General features: G+C 69.1%; 19 protein-coding genes. 6 read left to right on the top strand and 13 right to left on the bottom strand.

Going from position 1 to position 18,724, the window contains the following annotated elements:
- The first annotated feature begins 14 nt into the window (after nucleotides 1-14).
- Nucleotides 15-791 (top strand): heme ABC exporter ATP-binding protein CcmA, encoded by a 777-nt coding sequence (gene ccmA, locus V5F66_RS13760; RefSeq protein WP_445329424.1) that lies wholly within the window; start codon nucleotides 15-17, stop codon nucleotides 789-791.
- A 157-nt stretch (nucleotides 792-948) separates the two neighbouring features.
- Nucleotides 949-1,617, top strand: coding sequence for a heme exporter protein CcmB (ccmB, locus tag V5F66_RS13755; protein ID WP_041577463.1), 669 nt, complete (start codon nucleotides 949-951; stop codon nucleotides 1,615-1,617).
- Nucleotides 1,618-1,643: 26 nt separating this feature from the next.
- On the opposite strand, the gene V5F66_RS13750 is transcribed toward ccmB, so the two are convergent.
- From V5F66_RS13750 to V5F66_RS13735, 4 genes are all read right to left on the bottom strand, one after another.
- Complete coding sequence (locus V5F66_RS13750; RefSeq protein WP_394000231.1) at nucleotides 1,644-1,997, bottom strand: winged helix-turn-helix domain-containing protein; 354 nt, start codon at nucleotides 1,995-1,997, stop codon at nucleotides 1,644-1,646.
- 215 nt (nucleotides 1,998-2,212) lie between these two features.
- Nucleotides 2,213-2,617: a hypothetical protein gene (locus tag V5F66_RS13745; RefSeq protein ID WP_012115828.1), complete on the bottom strand. Its 405-nt coding sequence runs from the start codon at nucleotides 2,615-2,617 to the stop codon at nucleotides 2,213-2,215.
- 97 nt (nucleotides 2,618-2,714) lie between these two features.
- Complete coding sequence (locus tag V5F66_RS13740) at nucleotides 2,715-4,013, bottom strand: DNA polymerase IV (protein ID WP_394094046.1); 1,299 nt, start codon at nucleotides 4,011-4,013, stop codon at nucleotides 2,715-2,717.
- A gap of 108 nt (nucleotides 4,014-4,121) precedes the next feature.
- Nucleotides 4,122-4,448, bottom strand: coding sequence for a DUF3572 domain-containing protein (locus V5F66_RS13735; RefSeq protein ID WP_012115830.1), 327 nt, complete (start codon nucleotides 4,446-4,448; stop codon nucleotides 4,122-4,124).
- A gap of 102 nt (nucleotides 4,449-4,550) precedes the next feature.
- Here V5F66_RS13735 and V5F66_RS13730 point away from each other — a divergent pair, with 102 nt between their 5' ends.
- The gene (locus V5F66_RS13730) at nucleotides 4,551-4,919 is read left to right on the top strand and encodes a response regulator (RefSeq protein ID WP_041575964.1); all 369 of its coding nucleotides are present in this window, start codon (nucleotides 4,551-4,553) and stop codon (nucleotides 4,917-4,919) included.
- A gap of 434 nt (nucleotides 4,920-5,353) precedes the next feature.
- Here V5F66_RS13730 and rpmG read toward each other — a convergent pair whose 3' ends face one another.
- From rpmG to V5F66_RS13700, 6 genes are all read right to left on the bottom strand, one after another.
- Nucleotides 5,354-5,521, bottom strand: coding sequence for a 50S ribosomal protein L33 (gene rpmG, locus V5F66_RS13725; protein WP_012115832.1), 168 nt, complete (start codon nucleotides 5,519-5,521; stop codon nucleotides 5,354-5,356).
- Between the two features lie 188 nt (nucleotides 5,522-5,709).
- Nucleotides 5,710-6,876: an MFS transporter gene (locus V5F66_RS13720; protein WP_394000225.1), complete on the bottom strand. Its 1,167-nt coding sequence runs from the start codon at nucleotides 6,874-6,876 to the stop codon at nucleotides 5,710-5,712.
- A gap of 10 nt (nucleotides 6,877-6,886) precedes the next feature.
- The gene (locus V5F66_RS13715; RefSeq protein ID WP_394094045.1) at nucleotides 6,887-7,621 is read right to left on the bottom strand and encodes an NUDIX hydrolase; all 735 of its coding nucleotides are present in this window, start codon (nucleotides 7,619-7,621) and stop codon (nucleotides 6,887-6,889) included.
- A gap of 66 nt (nucleotides 7,622-7,687) precedes the next feature.
- Complete coding sequence (locus V5F66_RS13710; protein ID WP_394094044.1) at nucleotides 7,688-8,215, bottom strand: DUF983 domain-containing protein; 528 nt, start codon at nucleotides 8,213-8,215, stop codon at nucleotides 7,688-7,690.
- Between the two features lie 54 nt (nucleotides 8,216-8,269).
- Complete coding sequence (gene rnr, locus V5F66_RS13705; RefSeq protein ID WP_394094101.1) at nucleotides 8,270-10,600, bottom strand: ribonuclease R; 2,331 nt, start codon at nucleotides 10,598-10,600, stop codon at nucleotides 8,270-8,272.
- 307 nt (nucleotides 10,601-10,907) lie between these two features.
- A complete protein-coding gene (locus tag V5F66_RS13700; protein ID WP_394050719.1) occupies nucleotides 10,908-11,804 on the bottom strand; it encodes an SH3 domain-containing protein in 897 nt (298 codons plus the stop codon).
- Between the two features lie 622 nt (nucleotides 11,805-12,426).
- Between V5F66_RS13700 and V5F66_RS13695 the strand changes: the two genes are divergently transcribed.
- On the top strand, nucleotides 12,427-12,900 hold the full coding sequence (locus V5F66_RS13695; RefSeq protein WP_394094043.1) for a hypothetical protein: 474 nt from the start codon (nucleotides 12,427-12,429) through the stop codon (nucleotides 12,898-12,900).
- A gap of 2 nt (nucleotides 12,901-12,902) precedes the next feature.
- On the opposite strand, the gene V5F66_RS13690 is transcribed toward V5F66_RS13695, so the two are convergent.
- Nucleotides 12,903-14,768, bottom strand: a complete 1,866-nt coding sequence (locus V5F66_RS13690; RefSeq protein ID WP_394094042.1) for an extracellular solute-binding protein — start codon at nucleotides 14,766-14,768, stop codon at nucleotides 12,903-12,905.
- A 362-nt stretch (nucleotides 14,769-15,130) separates the two neighbouring features.
- On the opposite strand from V5F66_RS13690, the gene V5F66_RS13685 reads away from it, so the two are divergent.
- The gene (locus tag V5F66_RS13685) at nucleotides 15,131-15,934 is read left to right on the top strand and encodes an invasion associated locus B family protein (RefSeq protein WP_012115840.1); all 804 of its coding nucleotides are present in this window, start codon (nucleotides 15,131-15,133) and stop codon (nucleotides 15,932-15,934) included.
- 146 nt (nucleotides 15,935-16,080) lie between these two features.
- Here the strand turns inward: V5F66_RS13685 and hspQ are convergent, their stop codons facing one another.
- Entirely contained in the window at nucleotides 16,081-16,404 is a 324-nt protein-coding gene (hspQ, locus tag V5F66_RS13680; protein ID WP_012115841.1) for a heat shock protein HspQ, read from the bottom strand.
- Between the two features lie 289 nt (nucleotides 16,405-16,693).
- The gene (locus V5F66_RS13675; protein ID WP_012115842.1) at nucleotides 16,694-17,734 is read right to left on the bottom strand and encodes an HpcH/HpaI aldolase/citrate lyase family protein; all 1,041 of its coding nucleotides are present in this window, start codon (nucleotides 17,732-17,734) and stop codon (nucleotides 16,694-16,696) included.
- Nucleotides 17,735-17,903: 169 nt separating this feature from the next.
- On the opposite strand from V5F66_RS13675, the gene V5F66_RS13670 reads away from it, so the two are divergent.
- The gene (locus V5F66_RS13670; RefSeq protein WP_394094041.1) at nucleotides 17,904-18,719 is read left to right on the top strand and encodes a gamma-glutamylcyclotransferase family protein; all 816 of its coding nucleotides are present in this window, start codon (nucleotides 17,904-17,906) and stop codon (nucleotides 18,717-18,719) included.
- Nucleotides 18,720-18,724: the final 5 nt, after the last annotated feature.

The raw sequence follows: 18,724 nt of genomic DNA, 5'->3' as shown, positions 1-18,724 counted from the left end.
ATAACTCCGGTTCGATGATCGACCGAGGTAGCGTCGCCGAAGAAGGGGAAGCGGGCTTTCCCATCTTGGACGGCGCGGTTCGGGGGCTTTATAGAGCCATTTCAAAGCGCGGTCATGCGATAACAGCATCCAATGTGCAATGCACCATAAGCAGGGGGCGCGGAGCAATGGCGGTGTCGGCTCTGGTGGGTGAAAAGCTGGCCTGCCGCAGGGGGTTCAAGCTGCTGTTCGAGCATCTGGACGTGACCGCGAGGTCCGGCCGGGCGCTGCTGGTGGTCGGGCCGAACGGGGCCGGCAAGTCCTCGCTGCTGCGCATCCTCTCCGGCCTGCTCGGGGCGACCGAAGGGAAGGTGCGCCTCGACGGGCCGGGCCTTGAGGCCGCCGACACCGGTGTGGGCGAGCACATCCATTATCTCGGCCACGAGGATGCGGTGAAGGGCGCGCTCACGGTCCGGGCCAATCTCGCCTTCTGGCGCACCGTGCTCGGGCCCACCGGCCTGCCGGTGGAGGACGCGCTGGAGGAGGTGGGCCTTGGCGGTCTCGGCGGGCTTCGGGCGCAGGTGCTCTCCGCCGGGCAGAAGCGCCGGCTCGCCATCGCCCGGCTTCTGGTGTCGCGCCGTCCGGTATGGGTGCTGGACGAGCCCACCACGGCGCTCGATGTGAAGGCGCAGGCGCGCTTTGCCGCCTTCGGCCGGGGCCATCTGGCGGAAGGCGGCATCCTGATCGCCGCCACCCATGCCCCGCTCGACCTGGGCGATGTGGACGAACTCAGGCTGGGGGGCGTGGGGTGATGGGCGGCATGGATCTGGGCCGGCGCGGTGGGATTGGTGGGGGAGGTGTTCGCGCCGGCGCCATCTCGCCCCCTCTCCCGCTTGCGGGGGAGGGCTGGGGAGGGGGCAACGGCAGAGAGGCCCGCACCACCTCCACCTTCAGGAGCCTTCGCCCATGATGGCCGCCTTTTTCGCCATCGTGCGGCGCGACCTCGCCTTGTCCCTCGGCTCCGGCGGCGGGGCGGGGCTGGGGGTGGTGTTCTTCCTCAGCGTGGTCACGGTGGTGCCGTTCGCGGTGGGGCCGGATCTGGTGCTGCTGGCGCGCATCGGCCCGGCCATCCTGTGGATCGGCGCCTTGCTCGCGAGCCTCATCGGCCTGGAGCGCCTGTTCGCGTCCGATGCGGAGGACGGCTCGCTGGATGCGCTCACCCTGTCCGCCCTGCCGCTGGAACTGGCGGCGGCGGCCAAGGGCCTGGCTCACTGGCTCGCCACCGGCCTGCCGCTGGTGCTCGCCGCCCCGGTGCTGGCGCTGATGCTGAATCTGGAGCCCGCCGCCATCGGCGCGGTGGTGCTGACCCTGCTGGTGGGAACCCCCGCGGTCACCTTCCTCGGGCTCATCGGCGCGGCCTTTGCCGGCGCGTTCCGGCGCGGCGGGCTGTTGATCGCGGTGCTGGTGATTCCCCTCGCCATTCCGGTGCTGATCTTCGCCGTATCGGCGACGCAGGCGGCGGTGGTGGGGCCGGTGCCGTTCGGCACGCCGTTCCGCGTGCTGCTGGGGCTCACCCTGTTCGCGCTGGTGCTGGGGCCGGTGGCCGCTGCCGCCGCGCTCAGGGCGGCGCGATCCTGAGCGCCGACGGCTGTTGAGGCGCGGACCTATTCCGCCGCGGTGCTGAGGGCGGAAAGCTCGGCCTCCAGCGCCGCCACCTGCTGGCGGGTGGCCTCGGTGGCGTCGTGCTCGATGGTGCGATAGGCCGCCACCACCGCATGGCCCAGCGGGGTGAGCTGGGTGCCGCCGCCCTGCTTGCCGCCGGTGCGGGGCGTCACCACCGGCCCGGTGAAGAGGCTGTTCATCTCCTCCACCAGCTCCCAGGCGCGGCGATAGGACATGTCCATGGCGCGCCCGGCGGCGGAAATGGAGCCCAGTGCCTCGATCTTCTCCAGAAGCTCGATCTTGCCGGGGCCGATGCGTTTGGGCCCGAGGTCGATTCTCACGCTGAGCGAGGCCATGCACAAACCTGAAGCGGAGCCGCCCTTGGACAGGCGGCGCGGGGCAATGGCTCCAGTCTAGCAGGAGCGCCCGATGCTGTCGCGCGGGGCGCACAGACAGTTCGGCCCCGGGCACGGGGTGCGTGTCCGGGGCCTCCGTTCGATATGCCACGAGAGACGGACGGGGAGGGGAATAAAAAGCGGGCCGCCACCGGGAGGCCGGCGGCCCGGAGAGATCAGTTGAACCGTGCGGCCTTGCCCGCCTGCGCCTCCTGCGCGCGGGGCAGGGCCGCCTCGGCCGCCACCAGCGATTTCAGCTGCGGCCCGGCGAGGGCGAAGGACACCTCGAAACCATCGGGCGTCGCCAGGGTGAGGATCAGGGTCTGAGGGTCGGATGCCTGTTCGATGCGCACCATGTGGGCGGGATAGACGAGGCGCAGGCTGTCGTCCTTGTGCCGGGCGCGCAGCACCTCGGTCATCATCTTGGGCAGGGTCATCACCATGGCGTTGAGGCAGTCGGATGGCAGGTTGAGGGCCGTCGCCGACCCGTCCGGCCGGCTGAAGCTCATGCGGATGCGGCTGCCGTCCACCGCCACGTCGAAAGCGAGGAGATCCTCGCCCATGATGTCGTCCCGCTCCATGAAGGGGCCTCCCGTGGTGGCGTCTGCGTGGAAGCTATATTCAATCAGATATAGCGTAAGTCAAGCGGAACTCGCTGCGGCGCAGTATGGGGCCACTCTATTTCCGCTTGCGCCGGTCCGTGGTGGCGTCCAGCAGGATGCCGCGGGTGAGGGCGCCACGGCCGAATCGGGCGCGCAGCTCGTCCATGGCGTTTTCCGCCGCCTTCAGGCGCTCGGTGGAGGTGTCCACGAGATCCGCCGGGTCGGCGTCGGCGATGGGGCAGAGGTCCGAGACCCCCACGCCGATGAGGCGGAACAAGGTGCCGTCCACCTCCTTCGCCAGCAGCTCCCGCGCCGCGTTGTTGATGCGGGCGGCAAGGCAGGTGGGGGCCTCCAGGGTGCGCGAGCGGGTGCGCAAGCGGAAGTCGGCACTCTTCAGCTTCAAGGTGACCGCGCGGCCGGCGATGCCGGCATGCTTCAGGCGGTCGCTGACCTCTTCGGAGAGGGCGTAGAGGGTCTGCTCCAGCGGGCGCAGGGCGCCCATGTCGCGCTCGAAGGTGGTTTCCGCCGAAACGCTTTTGGCCTCCCGCTCCGGCTCCACCGCGCGGGTATCGAGGCCGAAGGCGAGGCGCGACAGGCGCAGCCCTTCTGCGCCATAGCGCCGGGCAAGGTCGGCGGGGGCGGCGCGCTGCAGGTCGGCGATGGTGTGGAAGCCGTCCTTCGCCAGCTTGCCGCCAAACGCCGCCCCCACGCCCCAGATGAAGGTGACGGGGCGCGGCGCGAGGAAGCCCGCCGCCTCCGTCTGCCCCAGCACCGAGAAGCCGCGCGGCTTGTCGAGGTCGGAGGCGATCTTGGCGAGGAACTTGTTGGCCGCGAGCCCCACCGAGACGGTGATGCCCACCTCCCGCTCCACCGCCTGCGCGAATCGCGCCAGCGCGCGGGCGGGGCTGGCGCCATGCAGCGCCTGGGTGCCCGAAAGGTCGAGGAAGGCCTCGTCGATGGAGAGCGGCTCCACCAGCGGGGTGAGCTGCTGCATCATGGCCCGCACCTGCCGTCCCACCGTGCGGTATTTCTCCATGTTCGGCTTCAGCACCACCGCCTCGGGGCAGAGCGCCAGCGCCTTGAACATGGGCATGGCCGAGCGCACGCCCTTGATGCGCGCGATGTAGCAGGCGGTGGAGACCACCCCGCGCTTGCCGCCGCCGATGATGAGCGGCACGTCGGCAAGGCTTGGGTCGTCGCGCTTTTCCACGGCGGCGAAGAAGGCGTCGCAATCCACATGGGCGACGCTGAGGGTGTCCAGCTCCCGATGCCGCAGCAGGCGAGGGCTGCCGCAGGCCGGGCAGCGGTCGCCGGCAAGGCCACCTGTCTGGGGCGCATCGCACAGGCAATCGCGGCAGAAGCCGGGGGAGGTCATGATGACTGTCCCGGGTGGGAGAGTCGCGTGGTCATCCTCGTCCTTGCTGACGGAGGGCGACCTGCGGTCGCTCCGGCCCTTGCTGATGTAGAGCGACCGCAGGTCGCTCTACATGGGCCGGCGCACCGTGGCATCGGGGTCCGCCTGCGGGGCGAGGATTTCCAGCGCGCCCACCACGTGCCGGGGATCGAGCCCCTTCTCGGCGGCGAACGCCACCAGCATGGCCTCGTCCGAAATGAGGAAGGCCAGCACGCCCGCGCCGAAGCTGCGCCGGCCGGCGGCCTCGCGCAACGTCGCCGGGGAGAGGCCGGTTTCGGCGAGGAATCGCACCAGCCGCTCGCCGTCGGCGGCGATGAAGGCGAGGGCGGAGGTCGCCACCTCCTGCGCCGCATCGCGCTGCGCCTTGAGGCCTCTTGGTTTGTCCTGAATGGGCATTTGCGCTTCCGCAAGGAATGAGGTCTAGGTGTCACCCCATTCCAGCACGTTCCGCGCGGGCTGCGAAGGGTGGACGGCGCAGGGCGGGTCCGGGGGATGGGGATGGCCAAGACGGTAATGATCGTGGAGGACAACGAGCTGAACATGAAGCTCTTCCACGATCTGCTCGAAGCCCACGGCTACCGGACGGTGGAGACGCGCTCGGGGGTGGAGGCCGTGGAGCTGGCCCGCGCCCACCGGCCTGACCTCATCATCATGGACATCCAGCTGCCGGAGATTTCCGGCCTCGATGTGACCCGCAAGCTGAAGGCCGACCCGGAGCTGAAAGCGATTCCCGTGGTGGCGGTGACCGCCTTCGCCATGAAGGGCGACGAGGAGCGCATCCGCGCAGGCGGCTGCGAGGCCTATCTCTCCAAGCCCATCTCGGTGGCGAAATTCCTCCAGACCGTGCGCCAGTTCGCCGGCGGCTGAGGCCGGAAAATGATGAGCCGGCGGCCCACCGATTCGGCGGCTTTCGCTTTTGTCGCGATGTGCTAGTCTTCAATCTTCGGCGAGATACAGGCGGGACGGTGACGGTCGAAGAGGGCCGTTTGGATGGTGTTGTGCCCCGAGGCACCGCCATTCCCGCCATCAGGACAACCCTGCGGAGTGCTCAGGTCCGCCGCATCTCCTGGGTCCGTGGGGTTTGGCCGGTGGGTGAGCTTGCGGGAGGCCTCCCCGCTTTCTCCCCACCGGCCAGCCTATCTTCCGCAGACGATCACACCCTGTATGGATTGGATCGCCGCGCCTTCACGCCAAAAGAAAAGGGCGCCTTGCGGCGCCCTGGTCGGTCGAAATGAAGTCCGTCGCGACGAGCGATCAGGTCCGGCGGCGCAAACGGGCGCTTGGCCCGGCGCCGCCAAGGGTCACTTGATCTTGGTCTCGCGGAATTCCACGTGCTTGCGCACCACCGGGTCGTACTTCTTGAGCACGATCTTGTCGGTCTTGGTGCGGGAGTTCTTCTTGGTCACATAGAACACGCCCGTGTCCGCGCTGGACAGGAGCTTGATCTTGATGGTTGCAGCCTTGGCCATGTCTTGATCCCTGGGTGCCGCGTGCGGCGCGCGACCGTCTGGTTTGCGAAAACCGTGAGGTTGCGAAAAGAAAAACGGACGCGCTGCCGGTCCCGGCGGCTCGTGGGGGCGGAAACTCTCCCACGACGCCTCAAATGTCAAGGCCGGGGCGGGAAACCCGTTCCCGGAACGGCAATCCCCGCCCGCCTTCAGCGCGCGCGCAGGGCGAGTCGGCTTGCCACCACCGCCGCATACATGGCGAGCATGCCGCAGATGACGAAGGCGAAGCCGTAGGGGTTGTAGAGCCGCATGCCCAGCCCCGCCACCGGCGGGCCGACGATGAGGCCCACCGAATACAGCATCACGAATGCCGCATTGGCCGCCGCGAGGTCCGCGCCATGGTAGCGCTCGCCGAGATGCGCCAGTCCCACCGTGTAGAGCGAGCCCACGATGCCGGTGGCAAGGAAGATCATGGCCAGGAACAGCGGGCTTGAGACCGCCACGAACGGCAGGGTGAACGCCCCCGCCGCGCCCACCAGCGAGCAGACCAGCAGCAGGATGCGCCGGTCCACCTTGTCGCTGACAAGGCCGATGGGGATCTGGAAGGCCACATTGCCCAGCACCGCCGCCGTCAAGAGCAGCGAGGCGCTGGTCTCGGAAAGGCCGAGGCGCAGGCCGTAGAGCGGCAGGAAGGTCATCACCGCCGTCTCGATGGCGCCGAACACCAGGGCGGCCAGCACCGCCGAGGGCGAGCGGCGCACGAAGGTGAGCACGCCGTGGTGGTCGTCGCTGTGGATGCGGGGGGTGATTCCCCGCGCCAGAAGGATGGGAATGGCGCCCAGGCACAGCACGGCGGCGCCGGCGAGGTAGGGCGCCCAGCCCGAGGCGCCGAGCACGCTCAGGATGGCCGGGCCCAGCGCCGCCCCCAGCGACAAAGCGGTGGCATAGACGCCCATGATCAGCCCGCGCCGGTTCGGCGGCGCCAAAGCGTTGATCCAGAACTCGCTCACCGCGAACAGGATGCACAGGGCCGCGCCGAAGGTGAAGCGCAGCGGAAACCACATGAGGAAGGACGGCGCCGCCTTGAAGCCCACGAGGCTGGCGGCCGCCAGCGCGATGGCGCCCACCAGCAGCGCCCGCAGCCCCACCTTGCGCACCAGCATGGGCACGAACGGGGCGGTGATGATGGTCGCGACCCCGGCCACCGCCGTGTTCACGCCGATCCAGGTGCTGGAGATGCCGCGCACCTCCAGTTCCAGCGCCAGCAGGGGAATGGAGAGGCTGATGCCGACGCCAACGACGGTAATGGCGGAAATGGCGGCGGCGATGGAGGCCGTGCGGCTCATATGGCCCAGCGGCCTGTCAGGTGCGTGCATAAGATACGGGTCAATCAAGCAGGGTGCGGACAAACTGTCCACGGTGCATGGCATAGAAGGGCACCGGCAGGCGCGGGCTCGATCCAGCCTCGATGCGCTGGGCCAGTTCCTCCAGCACCACGCGGGTGACGGTGGGCAGCTCCTGCGCGGCGGTTTCCGCGAAGGTGAGCCAGGCGAGTTCCACCAGCTCCGAGTCCTCGCCCACGAGGCCGGCCACCTCGTCGCACACGGCGCGGGCGTCGGCGGCGAAGAAGCGGGTGTCGAAGCGCTTGGGCCGGCGCGGCGGGGTGATGGCGCGCGCCACATAGGTGAGGGCGCCGAGATCGGGAAACACCCCGCGCTCCTCGAACACGCGCCAGTCGTCGGATGGGGCCTCAGGGGCGCCGAGGTCCTTGGTGCCCACCAGAAGGCCGGTCTCCTCGTACATCTCGCGGATGGCGGCGGCGGCAAGGCCCCGGGCGCGGGAGAGGGTAGGGCGCTGCACCTTCGTCATCAGGCGGCGCTCGCTGTCGGCGTCGAGCACGCCATAGACCGGCATGGTCCGGTCGGCCTTCTCCAGCCGTCCGCCGGGAAAGACGAAGACGCCGGGCATGAATTTCAGCTTGGGATGGCGCCGGCCCATGAGCACGCGGGGCTTCTTGCCCTTGTGGTCGATGAGGATGAGGGTGGCGGCGTCGCGCGGGCGGACGTTGGGCCAGTCCTGGCGGCGCTCGGCCTGTGTCAGCCTCGTGGCGAAGTCGGTCATGGCGCGTCAGTGCTCATCAGGCGTTCTTTTGGGGCGTTCGTCCGGAGTGTCAATGCTGCGAAGGCCTCAGCGGACGGGCCGGACGGCGCGCACCACGGGCACCACCCCGTCGGGCGGACCTTCCCGCTCGGGGCTTTGCGGGTCGAAGCCGTGCATGCGCAGCGCCCATTGCAGGCTCACCAGCATGCCCTTCAGCGGCGGCAGCAGGATGAGGCACAGCGCCAGCGTCAGCGGCAGCCACAATATGAGATGCACCCACACCTCGGGGCGGTAGATTTCCTCCACCAGCACCATCAGCGGCACCACGATGTGCCCCACCAGCAGGATGGTGGCATAGGGCGGGGCATCGTCGGCGCGGTGGTGGTACAGTTCCTCGCCGCAGTCCGGGCAATAGGGCGAGACCTTGAGATAGCTGGAGAACAGACGCCCGCGGCCGCAGGCGGGGCAACGGCCGCGCGCGCCGCGCAGCAGCGCCTCGGGAACGGCGCGGGTGCGGGCAGGAGGCGGGCCATTGGGCCGGGAAGGCGGCTCCTGCGGCGCACGGTCCCGCGCCTCCCCCGGCTCGGTGCCGGCGAGGGTTGTCGTTACCGTCATGGTCGCAGGCGTGTCCACCGTCGAACCCCCTTCAGACCCCCATCAGGTCGCGATTTACGGGCGCGACCGTCCCTTTCCCTGCGGGCCTTTGCCCGGATGACCGCTGCCGGCATGCCGTCCGGCCGGACCCTGCCGGGCGCCGCCTTTCGGAAAGCCGCCCTTTGGCGCGCCACCCTTGGCACCGCCCCGCCGGAGCGGGCCGGGACGCCCGCGCGGCCCCTTTACATAGGAGCCTTCGGTCAGAAGCTCAAACCGCAGGGCGCCGGCCACCGGCGCCGCCTCCACCAGCTTGACCTCCACCCGGTCGCCGATGCGGTGCATTTCGCCGGTCCGCTCGCCCACCAGGGCCTGCCGGGTTTCGTCGTAGCGATAATAATCCTGCCCCAGCGTTGAGGCCGGAATGAAGCCATCTGCCCCGGTAATGTCGAGCGCGACGAAGAGTCCCGCCTTGGTGGCCCCGGTGATGCGGGCGTTGAAGGTGGCGCCGATCTGGTCGGCCAGATGATGGGCGATGAGCCGGTCCACGGTCTCCCGTTCGGCCGCCATGGCGCGGCGCTCGGTGACGGAGATGGCGGCCGCCACTTCGCCCAGCGTCGCGGTGGTCGCGTCGGGAGGCAGGCCGTCGGAGCCGAAATCCATGGCCCGCACCAGGCCGCGATGCACCACCAGATCCGCATAGCGGCGGATCGGCGAGGTGAAATGGGCGTAGCGGCGCAGGTTCAGGCCGAAATGCCCGTAATTCTCCGAGGCATATTCCGCCTGGCTCTGGCTGCGCAGGATCACCTGGTTGACCAACGGCGCCGCGTCGGTGTCCTTCACCTGCGCCAGGATGCGGTTGAAGTGGGAGGGCCGCACCTGGTCGATCTTGGCCAGGGCGATGTCCAGGGTCTTCAGGAATTCCCGCAGGTTGGAGAGCTTCTCCAGCGAGGGGCCGTCATGGACGCGGTAGATGAGGGGGGTCTTCTTCTCCTCCAGCGTCTCGGCGGCGGCCACATTGGCGAGGATCATTAACTCCTCGATGAGCCGGTGGGCGTCGAGCCGCTCCGGCACCACCACGCGGTCCACGGTGCCGTCTTCCTTCAGCACGATCTTGCGCTCGGGCAGGTCGAGGTCGAGGGGCTGGCGGGCGTCGCGGGCTTTCTTCACGCAGTCATAGGCTGCGTAGAGCGGCTTCAGCACGCCGTTGAGCAGCGGGTCGGTGGTGTCGTCGGTGCGGCCCTCGATGGCGTTCTGGGCCTGGGCATAGGCGAGCTTGCCCGCCGAGCGCATGAGGATGCGATGGAAGGTGTGGTGGCGCTTCCTGCCGTCCGCGCCGATGACCATGCGCACGGCGAGTGCCGGGCGGTCCTCCTTCGGGCGCAGGGAGCACAGGTCGTTGGAGATGCGCTCCGGCAGCATGGGCACCACGCGGTCCGGGAAATACACCGAATTGCCGCGGATCAACGCCTCGCGGTCCAGCGGCGAGCCGGGACGCACATAGGCCGACACATCGGCGATAGCGACCGTGACGATGAAGCCGCCGTCGTTGGCCGGATCGTCGTCGGCCACGGCGTGGACGGCATCGTCATGGTCCTTGGCGTCGGGTGGGTCGATGGTGACGAGGGGCACATCGCGCCAGTCCTCGCGGCCGCGCGGGGTGACGGGTTTTGCCGCCTCGGCCTCCTTCAGCACCGCCTCGGGGAAGACGTGGGGGATGGCGTGGGCGTGCAGCGCGATCAGGCTCACCGCCTTCTCGGAGCTCAGCGAACCCAGCTTCTCCTTCACCCGCGCGGTGGGCAGGCCGAACACCCGCTGGCGCATCAATTCGACGGTGACGAGGTCGCCGTCCCTGGCCTCGTGCTCGGCGCCTGGGGGCACCTGGAGCTCGCGGCCGAGCTGCTTCTTGTCGATGGGGATGATGCGCCCGCCGCCTTCCCCGCCGGGGGCGGCACGGAAGATGCCGATGGTCTGCCTGCGCGCCTTCTCCAGCACCTTGATGACGCGGCCCACATGGGCGACGCCATGCTCGATGGAACCTTCCACGATGCGCAGCAGCACCCGGTCGGCCAGGCCGGGGGCGGGGCCCACGGCGCGGCGCGGCACCTGGACAAGGATGGGCGGCGCGTCGCCCTGGGTCTCGGTATCCCACTCCACCGGCACGGCGATCAGCTCGCCGTCGCCATCGCGGGAGACGATGTCGGCCAGCACCACGCCGGGCAGGGCACCGGGTACGTGAAGCCGGCGCCGGCTGCGCTCCACCGTTCCGGTGTCGGCGAGGTCGCGCAGCAGGCTCTTCAGCTCGATCTTCTGCGCCGCGTTGAGGCCGAAGGCGCGGGCGATCTCGCGCTTGCCCACCTCGCCGCTCTGGGTGGCGATGAAGGCCAGCACCTGCTCTTTCGTGGGCATCTCGCCGGTGGCGTGGCGGGCCACCACCAGGGCCTCCACGCGCGCATGCTCGGCGGCCGCCTGCTTGCGCGAGGCGCGGGATTTACCCGGGCGCGCCTTGGGCGGGCGGGTGGCGGAAGGGGAAGATGGGGGCTTGGTGGGGCGCTTGGGCAACGGGTCCGTCCGGTTTCCCGCGACGCTACCCGGAACCGGCGCCGCGGGCTAGAGCGCGCGGCGCCGACCGGTCCCGCGTGCCGGTCTTGCAGCACCCTCAGGCGCGGCGCGGGATTGGCCTTGTGGCGGATGAGACAGGCTCACCGCCATTCCTTCACTGTGCCACTGCCGCCTTGTAGACGAAGCCGCGCTTGTCGCCGGCCGACACTTCGCACCAGGACTTGCAGGAATAGAGGGTCACCTTGGTGCCCTCGTCCAGCGTCCCGATGGCGGAGGCCGAGCGCTTCGGCCCGGAACGCAGCGTCACGGCGGAGCGGATGCGGGCGGTGCGGCCGTCGTCATCGGCAGCGGCCTTGCCAGCGTCTGCCGAGGCCACGGCGACGGCGCTGGGCTTGGCCTTGGGAAGCGGCGCTCCCGTCGCCGGTGCGGTATCGGCAACCGTCTGCGTGGCGCCCTCGGGCAGGATGGCGTCGTCGCCCGCCTCGTCGCCGCTGACCGGTTCGAGGAAGGCGGGACGGGCGAAATCGGCGGCGGTGGGGGCCGGCTCCGCCGGTGCCGAGGCAGGAATTGCCGTCGCCACCTGAAGCGCGTTGGCGCGCTCCGGCTGGGCCGGCGCGGCCGAGGGTGCGGGAGCGCCGAGGATGGAGGCGACCTTGGTGGACATCTGCGCGTGCCCTCCATCGGCGGTCTTGAGAACGGGCGGCTGCTGCGGGCGGGTTTCGCTCGCGGTCTTCGCAGTGGAGGCCGTCGCGGCCGTGGCTTTCGGGGCCGCGCCATCGGGGGCAGGGCGGTCGGGCGTCATGGCGTGGTAGGCGACCACGCCCCCCATGCCGAGGATCAGGAACGAAGCGGAAAGGGCCAGCGCACGCCATAACACAAGCCCATCCCGTGCCTTGCGGCGGGGCGGGCGGGCGCGGGCGCTTGAACCGATGCGGGGGCGGGGCGTATCCCGCCGGTTGTTGGAAACGTCGAAGCCGCCTTCCGTACCATAATCCCGGAAGGTGTCCTCCATACCGCCGGAGCGGCGCTGGGCGCGTCCAAGGCCAGCCATATATATACCTCCTGCCAAGCCGCCTGCGCCGGAAGAGGCAGAGGCTCGAGGATCCATTTCTTTGGGCCTATCGACCGCGCGAGGATCCGGCTGCTCTCGGGGATCGCCTTGCGACGCCGCCTTGTATGCAACCCGTCCCGTTCCAAACCGCTGGCGCGCGAACCGTGGCCTTCTTCCTCCCTCGTTCCGGCAAGACCGCCTGAAAAAGCGGCTCCTGAAAAAGATGCACCTGAAACGGATACATCTGAACAACAGGTCCTGCAAAGCGTACCGCCTGCTAGGCGTGGCGGAGCGTGGCGACAAATTGCGGCCGATATGTGCCCGAGCGGTAGCCCGGGAAAACACCTAGGTTTCTCTGGGTGATCGCTTCGCCATCTCTTGGCCATCGCTTGGAAATTCGCTGCGAGCAACGCCGCAGGGTCGACTTGAAGGTAATAGGGCCCCGCGCCGCCGCCGGCGCCTATCCTGCAATACGAGCAGGCGGCAGGCTGCTAAGCTTGGCTTCCCTTCCCTTGGAGCATTTTCGCGCGAAGGGGATCCCGGTTCGCGTGGAGAAAATGCTCCAGAGCAAGAGTCCAGAGTGAGCCTGGGCCAACGGAAAGTGCTTTAGGGAGCGCCAGCCATGTTCGACCCGACGACTTTGACCGGCATCCATACCGATATCAGCCTCTTTGCCATCGTCGCCGGCATCGCGGTGGTGGCGAGCCTCGTCCGGGGCCTTGACCGGCCCACGACGGCGGCGACTTTCCTCGCCCTCGCCTTCCTCACCAGCGCCACGGGGTTCCTGTTCCCCTTCAATGGGGTGCTGCCGTCCCACGTGGTCGGGGCGGTAGCGATTCTCGTGCTCCTGCCCGCGATTTTCGCGCGCTACGCGGTCGGGCTTGAGGGGCGTTGGCACGCCATCTACGCCGCCACGGCGGTGGCGAGCCTCTATTTCCTGGTGTTCGTGGCGGTGGCCCAGGCCTTCACCAAGGTCCCCGCGCTCCAGGCCGTGGCCCCCAGCCAGGGCGCGCCGGCCTTCGCGGTGACCCAAGGGCTGGTGCTCGTCGCCTTCATCGGCCTCGGCGTCGCCGCCGTGAGGGCGCGGCCGGCGTAATCCTATTTGCCGGGCACGCGCCACCAGGTCTCGGGCAGGGTGCCGTAGAGCGAGGCGCGCTGGGGCCGCTCGATCCGCGTCCAGCGGGCAAGCCACTGGCCCGGCGTGTGGAACAGCGGCACCCCATAGGCCCCGGACACCAGCACCCGGTCGAGGGCGCGGGCGGCGGACACATATTCGTCCTCGTCGCGGGCCGCCAGCAAGGCGGCGATGGCGGCATCGATGGCGGGGGATTTCGCCCCCATATAGTTGCGTGAGCCCGGCGTGTCAGCGGCGGCGGAGCCGAAATAGAACGCCTGCTCGTTGCCGGGGGAGAGCGACTGGCTCCAGGCAAAGGGCATCATGTCGAACTCATAGGCGCCCCGCCGGGCATCGAACTGCACTGCATCCACATACCGCACCTGTGCGGCGATGCCCGCCCTTTTGAGCTGGCTCTGGTAGGCCAGGGCGAGGCGCTCCTGCTCGCGGGTGGCCACCATGATCTCGAAGGCGAAGGGCCGTCCGGTCTCCCGGTTCACCAGCGCCCCCTGCCGCAGCATCCAGCCCGCCTTGTCGAGAAGCTGGAGCGCGGACTTCAGCCGCTCCCGATCGCGGCCGGAGCCGTCGGAGACCGGCGGGCGGAAGGTGCCGGCCAGCACCTCCGGCACCACGGCATCGGGGTAGGGGTCGAGCAGGGCCCGCTCGCGGGCGTCGGCCGGCACGCCCGAACTTGAAAGCACCGAACCTTCAAAGTAGCTCGCCGTGCGCCGGTAGAGGCCGTGGTAGAAATTCTTGTCCAGCCACTCGAAATCGAACAGCTCGATGAGGGCCTGGCGGACCCGTCGATCGGCGAACAGCGGGCGGCGCGTGTTGAACACGAAGGCCGAATAAGGCTTTGGCGTTCCGGTCGGAATCAGCTCCTTGACCACGTCCCCCGAGCGCGCGGCGGGAAAGTCGTATCCGGTCTCCCAGCGGCCGGGGTCGGTCTCGAAGCGGGCGTCGATGAGCCCCTTCTTGAAGGCCTCGAACTCGGTGTTGGCGTCCCTGAAGTAGAAGAAGCGGATCCTGTCGAAGTTATAGAGACCTCGGTTGAACGGAACGGTGCGCCCCCAATAGTCCGGGTTGCGCTCCAGCGTCACGGACGCCCCCGCATCCACCGCCCCGACCCGGTAGGGACCCGAGCCGGTGAGGGGGGTGAGGGTGGTCTCCTCGAAGCGGTCGCGGTCGATGCTGGCCTTTTTGAACACGGGCATGAGGCCCATGATGAGCGGCAGTTCCGGGTCCGGCTCGGTGAAGGTGAAGCGGACGGTGTGGGGATCCGGCGCCTCGGCTCTGGCGATTTTTCCGTAATAAAGACGGTGGTTTGGCCGGCCCATGTCGCGCATGAGCGTGAACGAGAACAGCACGTCGTCGGCGGTGACCGGGCTGCCGTCGGAGAAGCGGGCGGCGGGGTTGAGGGCGAAGGCGACGAAGCTGCGCTCGGCATCGCTGGTCACGCTCTGCGCCAGCAGCGGGTAGAGCGTGAACGGCTCGTCGAGGGAGCGCGCCATCAGGCTCTCGATCACGTAATTGCGCATGATGAGCGGCGCGGAACCCTTGACGATGAAGGGGTTGAGGCTGTCGAAGGTGCCCAGCAGCGACAGGTCCAGATGCCCGCCCTTGGGCGCATTGGGGTCGGCATAGGGCAGGGCGGCGAAGGTCGCGGGCAGGTCGGGGGTGCCGCGCATGGCGATGGCCGGCGCCCTGTCCAGCACCTGGGCGGATGCTTGTCCGGACACCTGCGCCGGCGTGCCGAGGAGCAGGAGCGCGAGGAGCCACGGCCTGGCGCCGCCGCCTCTTCCGGACCCGCGCCCGGCCCATCGCCCATGCTGGCTGAAACCGCTCCGCATCACGCCTTCCCAGCTCGCCGCCCCAGCCTGCCGCTGCCGGCCGCCCCACCAGCATGCGCGCCGTCCGGTTCACGAATCGTATGGACCGCCGCCGATCCTTAAGGTACCGCCGTGGCACATTTGACTGTTCAAACCAGCCGGTCGGCCGTTTGTTGGCCTTATTCCTCGGCAAGGTAGCACACGCTGTCCCGGCGCCAGGAGCGAGTGTGGGCGTGCGTGTTCCCCGTGCGGCTTTGGCCCGTCACCTTCTCGCCTCAATTGGGCTTGAGAGAGCCGGTGTCCGAGAGAGGGGGGTACGGCGCCCCGGCCTCAGCGCGTGCGCGGCCGGAGCCCCGGCGGCTCAGACCACAAGAAAGGCCACGATGACCATGACCAAATTCAACGCGCGGCTCACGGCCGGGGTTGCCGCAACGCTGCTCGCTGTGGCGTTCGCCGGCCCGGCCTTTTCCCAGACCCCGCCGGCCCAGCCCGCGCCTGCGGCCAAGCCCGCCGCCAAGCCCGCCGCCAAGCCCGCTGCTCCGGCCGCCCAGGCGCCCGCCGCTGGCGCGCCCCAGCAGGGCCAGGCAGCCCCCGGCCAGCCCCAGGGCGAAGCCGACGTAAAATTCTCCGCCTCCCCGTGGCAGAAGATCTGCCAGGAGATCCCGGAGCGGAAGAAGCAGGTGTGCGTGCTCACCCAGGTGCTTGGCGTCGAGAATCAGGCCATCGCCAAGGTCGACATCGTCGAGATGCAGGACGAGCCGAAGAAGCGCATCAACGTTTCCGTGCCGCTCGGCATGCGGCTCCAGCCCGGCCTGCGCATCACCCTCGACAAGGACCCGGTGAATATCCCGTTCGTGCTGTGCCAGCCCATCCAGGGCGGCGGCGCCACCTGCGTCGGCGACCTTGAGGTCGACGGCAGCTTCATCGCCAAGTTCCGCAAGGCCAATGCGGTGTACCTGCAGATGGTGAACGGCACCGGCCGCACCCTGAGCCTGCCCATCTCCAACGCCGATTTCGGCAAGGCTTACGATGGTGCCGGCATGGACGCCAAGGTGGCCATGGAGCAGGAGCGCAAGCGCATGGAAGAGGCCCGCGCCGCAGCCCAGCAGCAGGAAGAGCAGGGCAAGGCCGCTCTCCTGAAGAAGGGCCAGGAGCTCGAGCGCGCCAAGGCGCAGGGCGCCCAGTGATCTTGGTCCAGTGGACCTGATGACGTGATTTCAGGGCGGCGCGCCGCCCTGCCAGAGATCAGCAAAAAGGGCCGGCATGCAGATGCCGGCCCTTTTTATGTCTGTGGACCTGTACGGCCTGTCCCGCCCGGTGGCGGGACCGACGTTCAGTTGATGAGGTCGCGCCGCACCCGCCAGCCGCCGGCGCCGTCGTCCGTCAGGGCTTCGTTCACCTTGGGGTGGCGCACCGGCTCCTCGGAGAAGTCCCGCTCCAGGTTCTGCTCGGAGACGTAGGCGACATACTCGCTGTCCGCATTCTCGGCGAGCAGGTGGTAGAAGGGCTGGTCCTTGTGGGGGCGGATCTCCTCGGGGATGGAGAGCCACCATTCCTCGGTGTTGTCGAACACCGGGTCCACGTCGAAGACCACGCCGCGGAAGGGGAAGTGCTTGTGCCGCACCACCTCTCCGATGCGGAACTTGCCCTCACGCATGGTGGAGTGGAAGTCCGCCGCCGCGCCCGAAAGCGGCAGGGCGGCCGCACCTTCAGGGGCGGCAGCGATGCTCTTGCCCTCGGCCGCTCCGGCCGGCGCTCCAGCCTTGGCGTCCTGCGTCATCGCGTCGGCCTCGGGTGCAGACGCGATGGAAGTGCCATCCGGCGCAGGCGCGCCGGTGGCGGGTTTCGCGCGCGCTTTGTCGTGACTGCCCATGTCCCGCCTCTTCACTGTGCCGTCGCGATCGACCTTCCGTAACGGCAATGTACTGCAAGGTTAATCAATTCTGTCACAGTCCGTAGGCTTTGCCCATTTCCGGATCCTTGGCTGCGACAATACGGGCAAGATCGACGATCACCTTGGCCTGCTTCCAGGTGGCGTCGTCCTGCATCTTGCCGTCGATCATCACCGCGCCGGCGCCGTCGGGCATGGCTTCCAGGATCTTGAGCGCGAAGGCCACCTCGCCCGGATCGGGGGAGAACACGCGCTTGGCGATGTCGATCTGGGTGGGGTGCAGCGACCAGGCGCCGACGCAGCCCTGCAGGAAGGCGTTGCGGAACTGGCTCTCGCAGGCGGCGAGATCCGAGAAGTCGCCGAACGGACCGTAGAAGGGCTTGATGCCGTTGGCGGCGCAGGCGTCCACCATCTTGCCGACGGTGTAGTGCCACAGGTCCTGCTGGTAGCCGGCGCGCGGCTTGTCGCCGTCCGCGTCCGCTAGCACTTTGTAGTCCGGATGGCCGCCGCCGACGCGGGTGGTCTTCATGGCGCGGGAGGCGGCAAGGTCCGCCGGGCCGAGGCTCATGCCGTGCATGCGCGGGGAGGCGCTGGCAATCTCCTCCACATTCTTCACGCCCTCGGCGGTCTCCAGGATGGCGTGGATGAGGATGGGCTTGCCGATGGCGTGCTTGGCCTCCAGCTGGGCCAGCAGCTGGTCGAGATAGTGCACGTCCCAGGCGCCTTCCACCTTGGGCAGCATGATCACGTCGAGCTTGCCGCCGATCTCGCTGACGATCTCAACGATATCGTCCAGCACCCAGGGGCTGTTGAGACAGTTGATGCGGGTCCACAGGCCGGTGGAGCCGAAATCGGTGGCCTTGGCCATCTCGATGAAGCCCCGGCGGGCGGCTTCCTTGGCGTCGGAAGGGATGGCGTCCTCGAGGTTGCCGAGCACCACATCCACCTGCTTGGCGATGTCCGGCACCTTCGCGCGCATCTTTTCGAGGTGCGGTGGCACGAAGTGAATCATGCGCTCCAGCTGCACCGGCAGCTCGCGGTAAGGTGCGGGCGCACCGATGGCCAGCGGCTTGAAGAATTGGCGTGGCAGCTTCATGTGTCCCCCCGTGGATCCGGCGGCATGGCTCCGTGCCGAGCCGCCAACCTCTTGAATGCAATGCAGCATAGGTGGCGGGCCGGTGCAACACGACTTCATGGCAGGACGCGCGGGCGGCGCGCGTGAGGGGGAAGTCCGTCGCGGGTTCCGATCGCCGTCGCGGCGGGATGTGCTGCTCGGGCTCACCGGCCTTGCGGGTCTTGTCGCGGGCGGCGGTCCGGCACGCGCGCGCGATTTCTGGGGCGAGGGGCTGCCCGACCAGCCGACGGATTTCCTGTTCGGCTACGGCACGCTCATCAGCGAGTCGTCGCGCACCTCCACCTCGCACCGGCAGGTGGTGGCGGTGCCGGCGCGGGTTTCTGCGCGGTTCGGGCTGGTGCGAGCCTTCGTCGCCCGTGGCGGGGCGCGGTCCGGAGCGGGCTTCACCGCGCTGGGGCTGCGGCAGCCGCGCGACGGTGAGGTGCCGTCCTCCATCAACGGCGTGGTCTTCCCCGTGCTGGACGCCGGGGAGATGGCCGCCTTCGACCGGCGCGAGGGTGGCTACCGGCGGGTGGAGGTGGATCCGGCCCTGGTTGAGGGGGTGGGCTGGCAGGGACTGCCGCGCTCCGGCCGGGTATGGATCTATGTGCCCAAGGGCGTCCAGATGGGCATCTATCTTGATCGGGAGGCCGGCGCCCCGGACAACGGCGTCCTGCCCGACGCGGCGTTCCCGCTGGTCCAGTCCTATATCGACGTGGTGCTGCAGGGCGCGCTCGCGGAAGGCGCTGCCTTCGCGCGGGAGCTGATCGAGACCACGTTCGACTGGAGCGAATTCTGGCTCGACGACCGGCCCACGCCCCGCCGCCCGTGGGCGCAGACCGAGCAGGCCGGCGCCATCGACCGGCTGCTGGCGAGCGTTGAGCCGGCGGCGAGCCAGTTCCGCAACCGGCTCTATCCGGAACTCTATGCCGCGCGCCATCTCATGGATGCCGCGGCGCCACGCTAGAAAGC

It is taken from the genome of Xanthobacter versatilis (assembly GCF_043193975.1).
GTDB lineage: Bacteria > Pseudomonadota > Alphaproteobacteria > Rhizobiales > Xanthobacteraceae > Xanthobacter > Xanthobacter autotrophicus_E.
The sequence above is the reverse complement of the archived record's forward strand: the minus strand, read 5'-3'. Positions and strand labels throughout refer to the sequence as shown.

Bases quoted from the DNA above. Each gene is read 5' to 3' on its own strand.
- V5F66_RS13730 (WP_041575964.1), top strand. From the start codon at position 4,551: ATGGCCAAGACGGTAATGATCGTGGAGGACAACGAGCTGAACATGAAG.
- rpmG (WP_012115832.1), bottom strand. From the start codon at position 5,521: ATGGCCAAGGCTGCAACCATCAAGATCAAGCTCCTGTCCAGCGCGGAC.
- V5F66_RS13750 (WP_394000231.1), bottom strand. From the start codon at position 1,997: ATGGCCTCGCTCAGCGTGAGAATCGACCTCGGGCCCAAACGCATCGGC.
- hspQ (WP_012115841.1), bottom strand. From the start codon at position 16,404: ATGCGTGAGGGCAAGTTCCGCATCGGAGAGGTGGTGCGGCACAAGCAC.
- V5F66_RS13735 (WP_012115830.1), bottom strand. From the start codon at position 4,448: ATGCCCATTCAGGACAAACCAAGAGGCCTCAAGGCGCAGCGCGATGCG.
- V5F66_RS13690 (WP_394094042.1), bottom strand. From the start codon at position 14,768: ATGCGGAGCGGTTTCAGCCAGCATGGGCGATGGGCCGGGCGCGGGTCC.
- ccmB (WP_041577463.1), top strand. From the start codon at position 949: ATGGCCGCCTTTTTCGCCATCGTGCGGCGCGACCTCGCCTTGTCCCTC.
- V5F66_RS13695 (WP_394094043.1), top strand. From the start codon at position 12,427: ATGTTCGACCCGACGACTTTGACCGGCATCCATACCGATATCAGCCTC.
- V5F66_RS13720 (WP_394000225.1), bottom strand. From the start codon at position 6,876: ATGCACGCACCTGACAGGCCGCTGGGCCATATGAGCCGCACGGCCTCC.
- rnr (WP_394094101.1), bottom strand. From the start codon at position 10,600: ATGCCCACGAAAGAGCAGGTGCTGGCCTTCATCGCCACCCAGAGCGGC.
- V5F66_RS13710 (WP_394094044.1), bottom strand. From the start codon at position 8,215: ATGACGGTAACGACAACCCTCGCCGGCACCGAGCCGGGGGAGGCGCGG.
- V5F66_RS13675 (WP_012115842.1), bottom strand. From the start codon at position 17,734: ATGAAGCTGCCACGCCAATTCTTCAAGCCGCTGGCCATCGGTGCGCCC.
- ccmA (WP_445329424.1), top strand. From the start codon at position 15: ATGATCGACCGAGGTAGCGTCGCCGAAGAAGGGGAAGCGGGCTTTCCC.
- V5F66_RS13715 (WP_394094045.1), bottom strand. From the start codon at position 7,621: ATGACCGACTTCGCCACGAGGCTGACACAGGCCGAGCGCCGCCAGGAC.
- V5F66_RS13745 (WP_012115828.1), bottom strand. From the start codon at position 2,617: ATGGAGCGGGACGACATCATGGGCGAGGATCTCCTCGCTTTCGACGTG.
- V5F66_RS13685 (WP_012115840.1), top strand. From the start codon at position 15,131: ATGACCATGACCAAATTCAACGCGCGGCTCACGGCCGGGGTTGCCGCA.
- V5F66_RS13700 (WP_394050719.1), bottom strand. From the start codon at position 11,804: ATGGCTGGCCTTGGACGCGCCCAGCGCCGCTCCGGCGGTATGGAGGAC.
- V5F66_RS13740 (WP_394094046.1), bottom strand. From the start codon at position 4,013: ATGACCTCCCCCGGCTTCTGCCGCGATTGCCTGTGCGATGCGCCCCAG.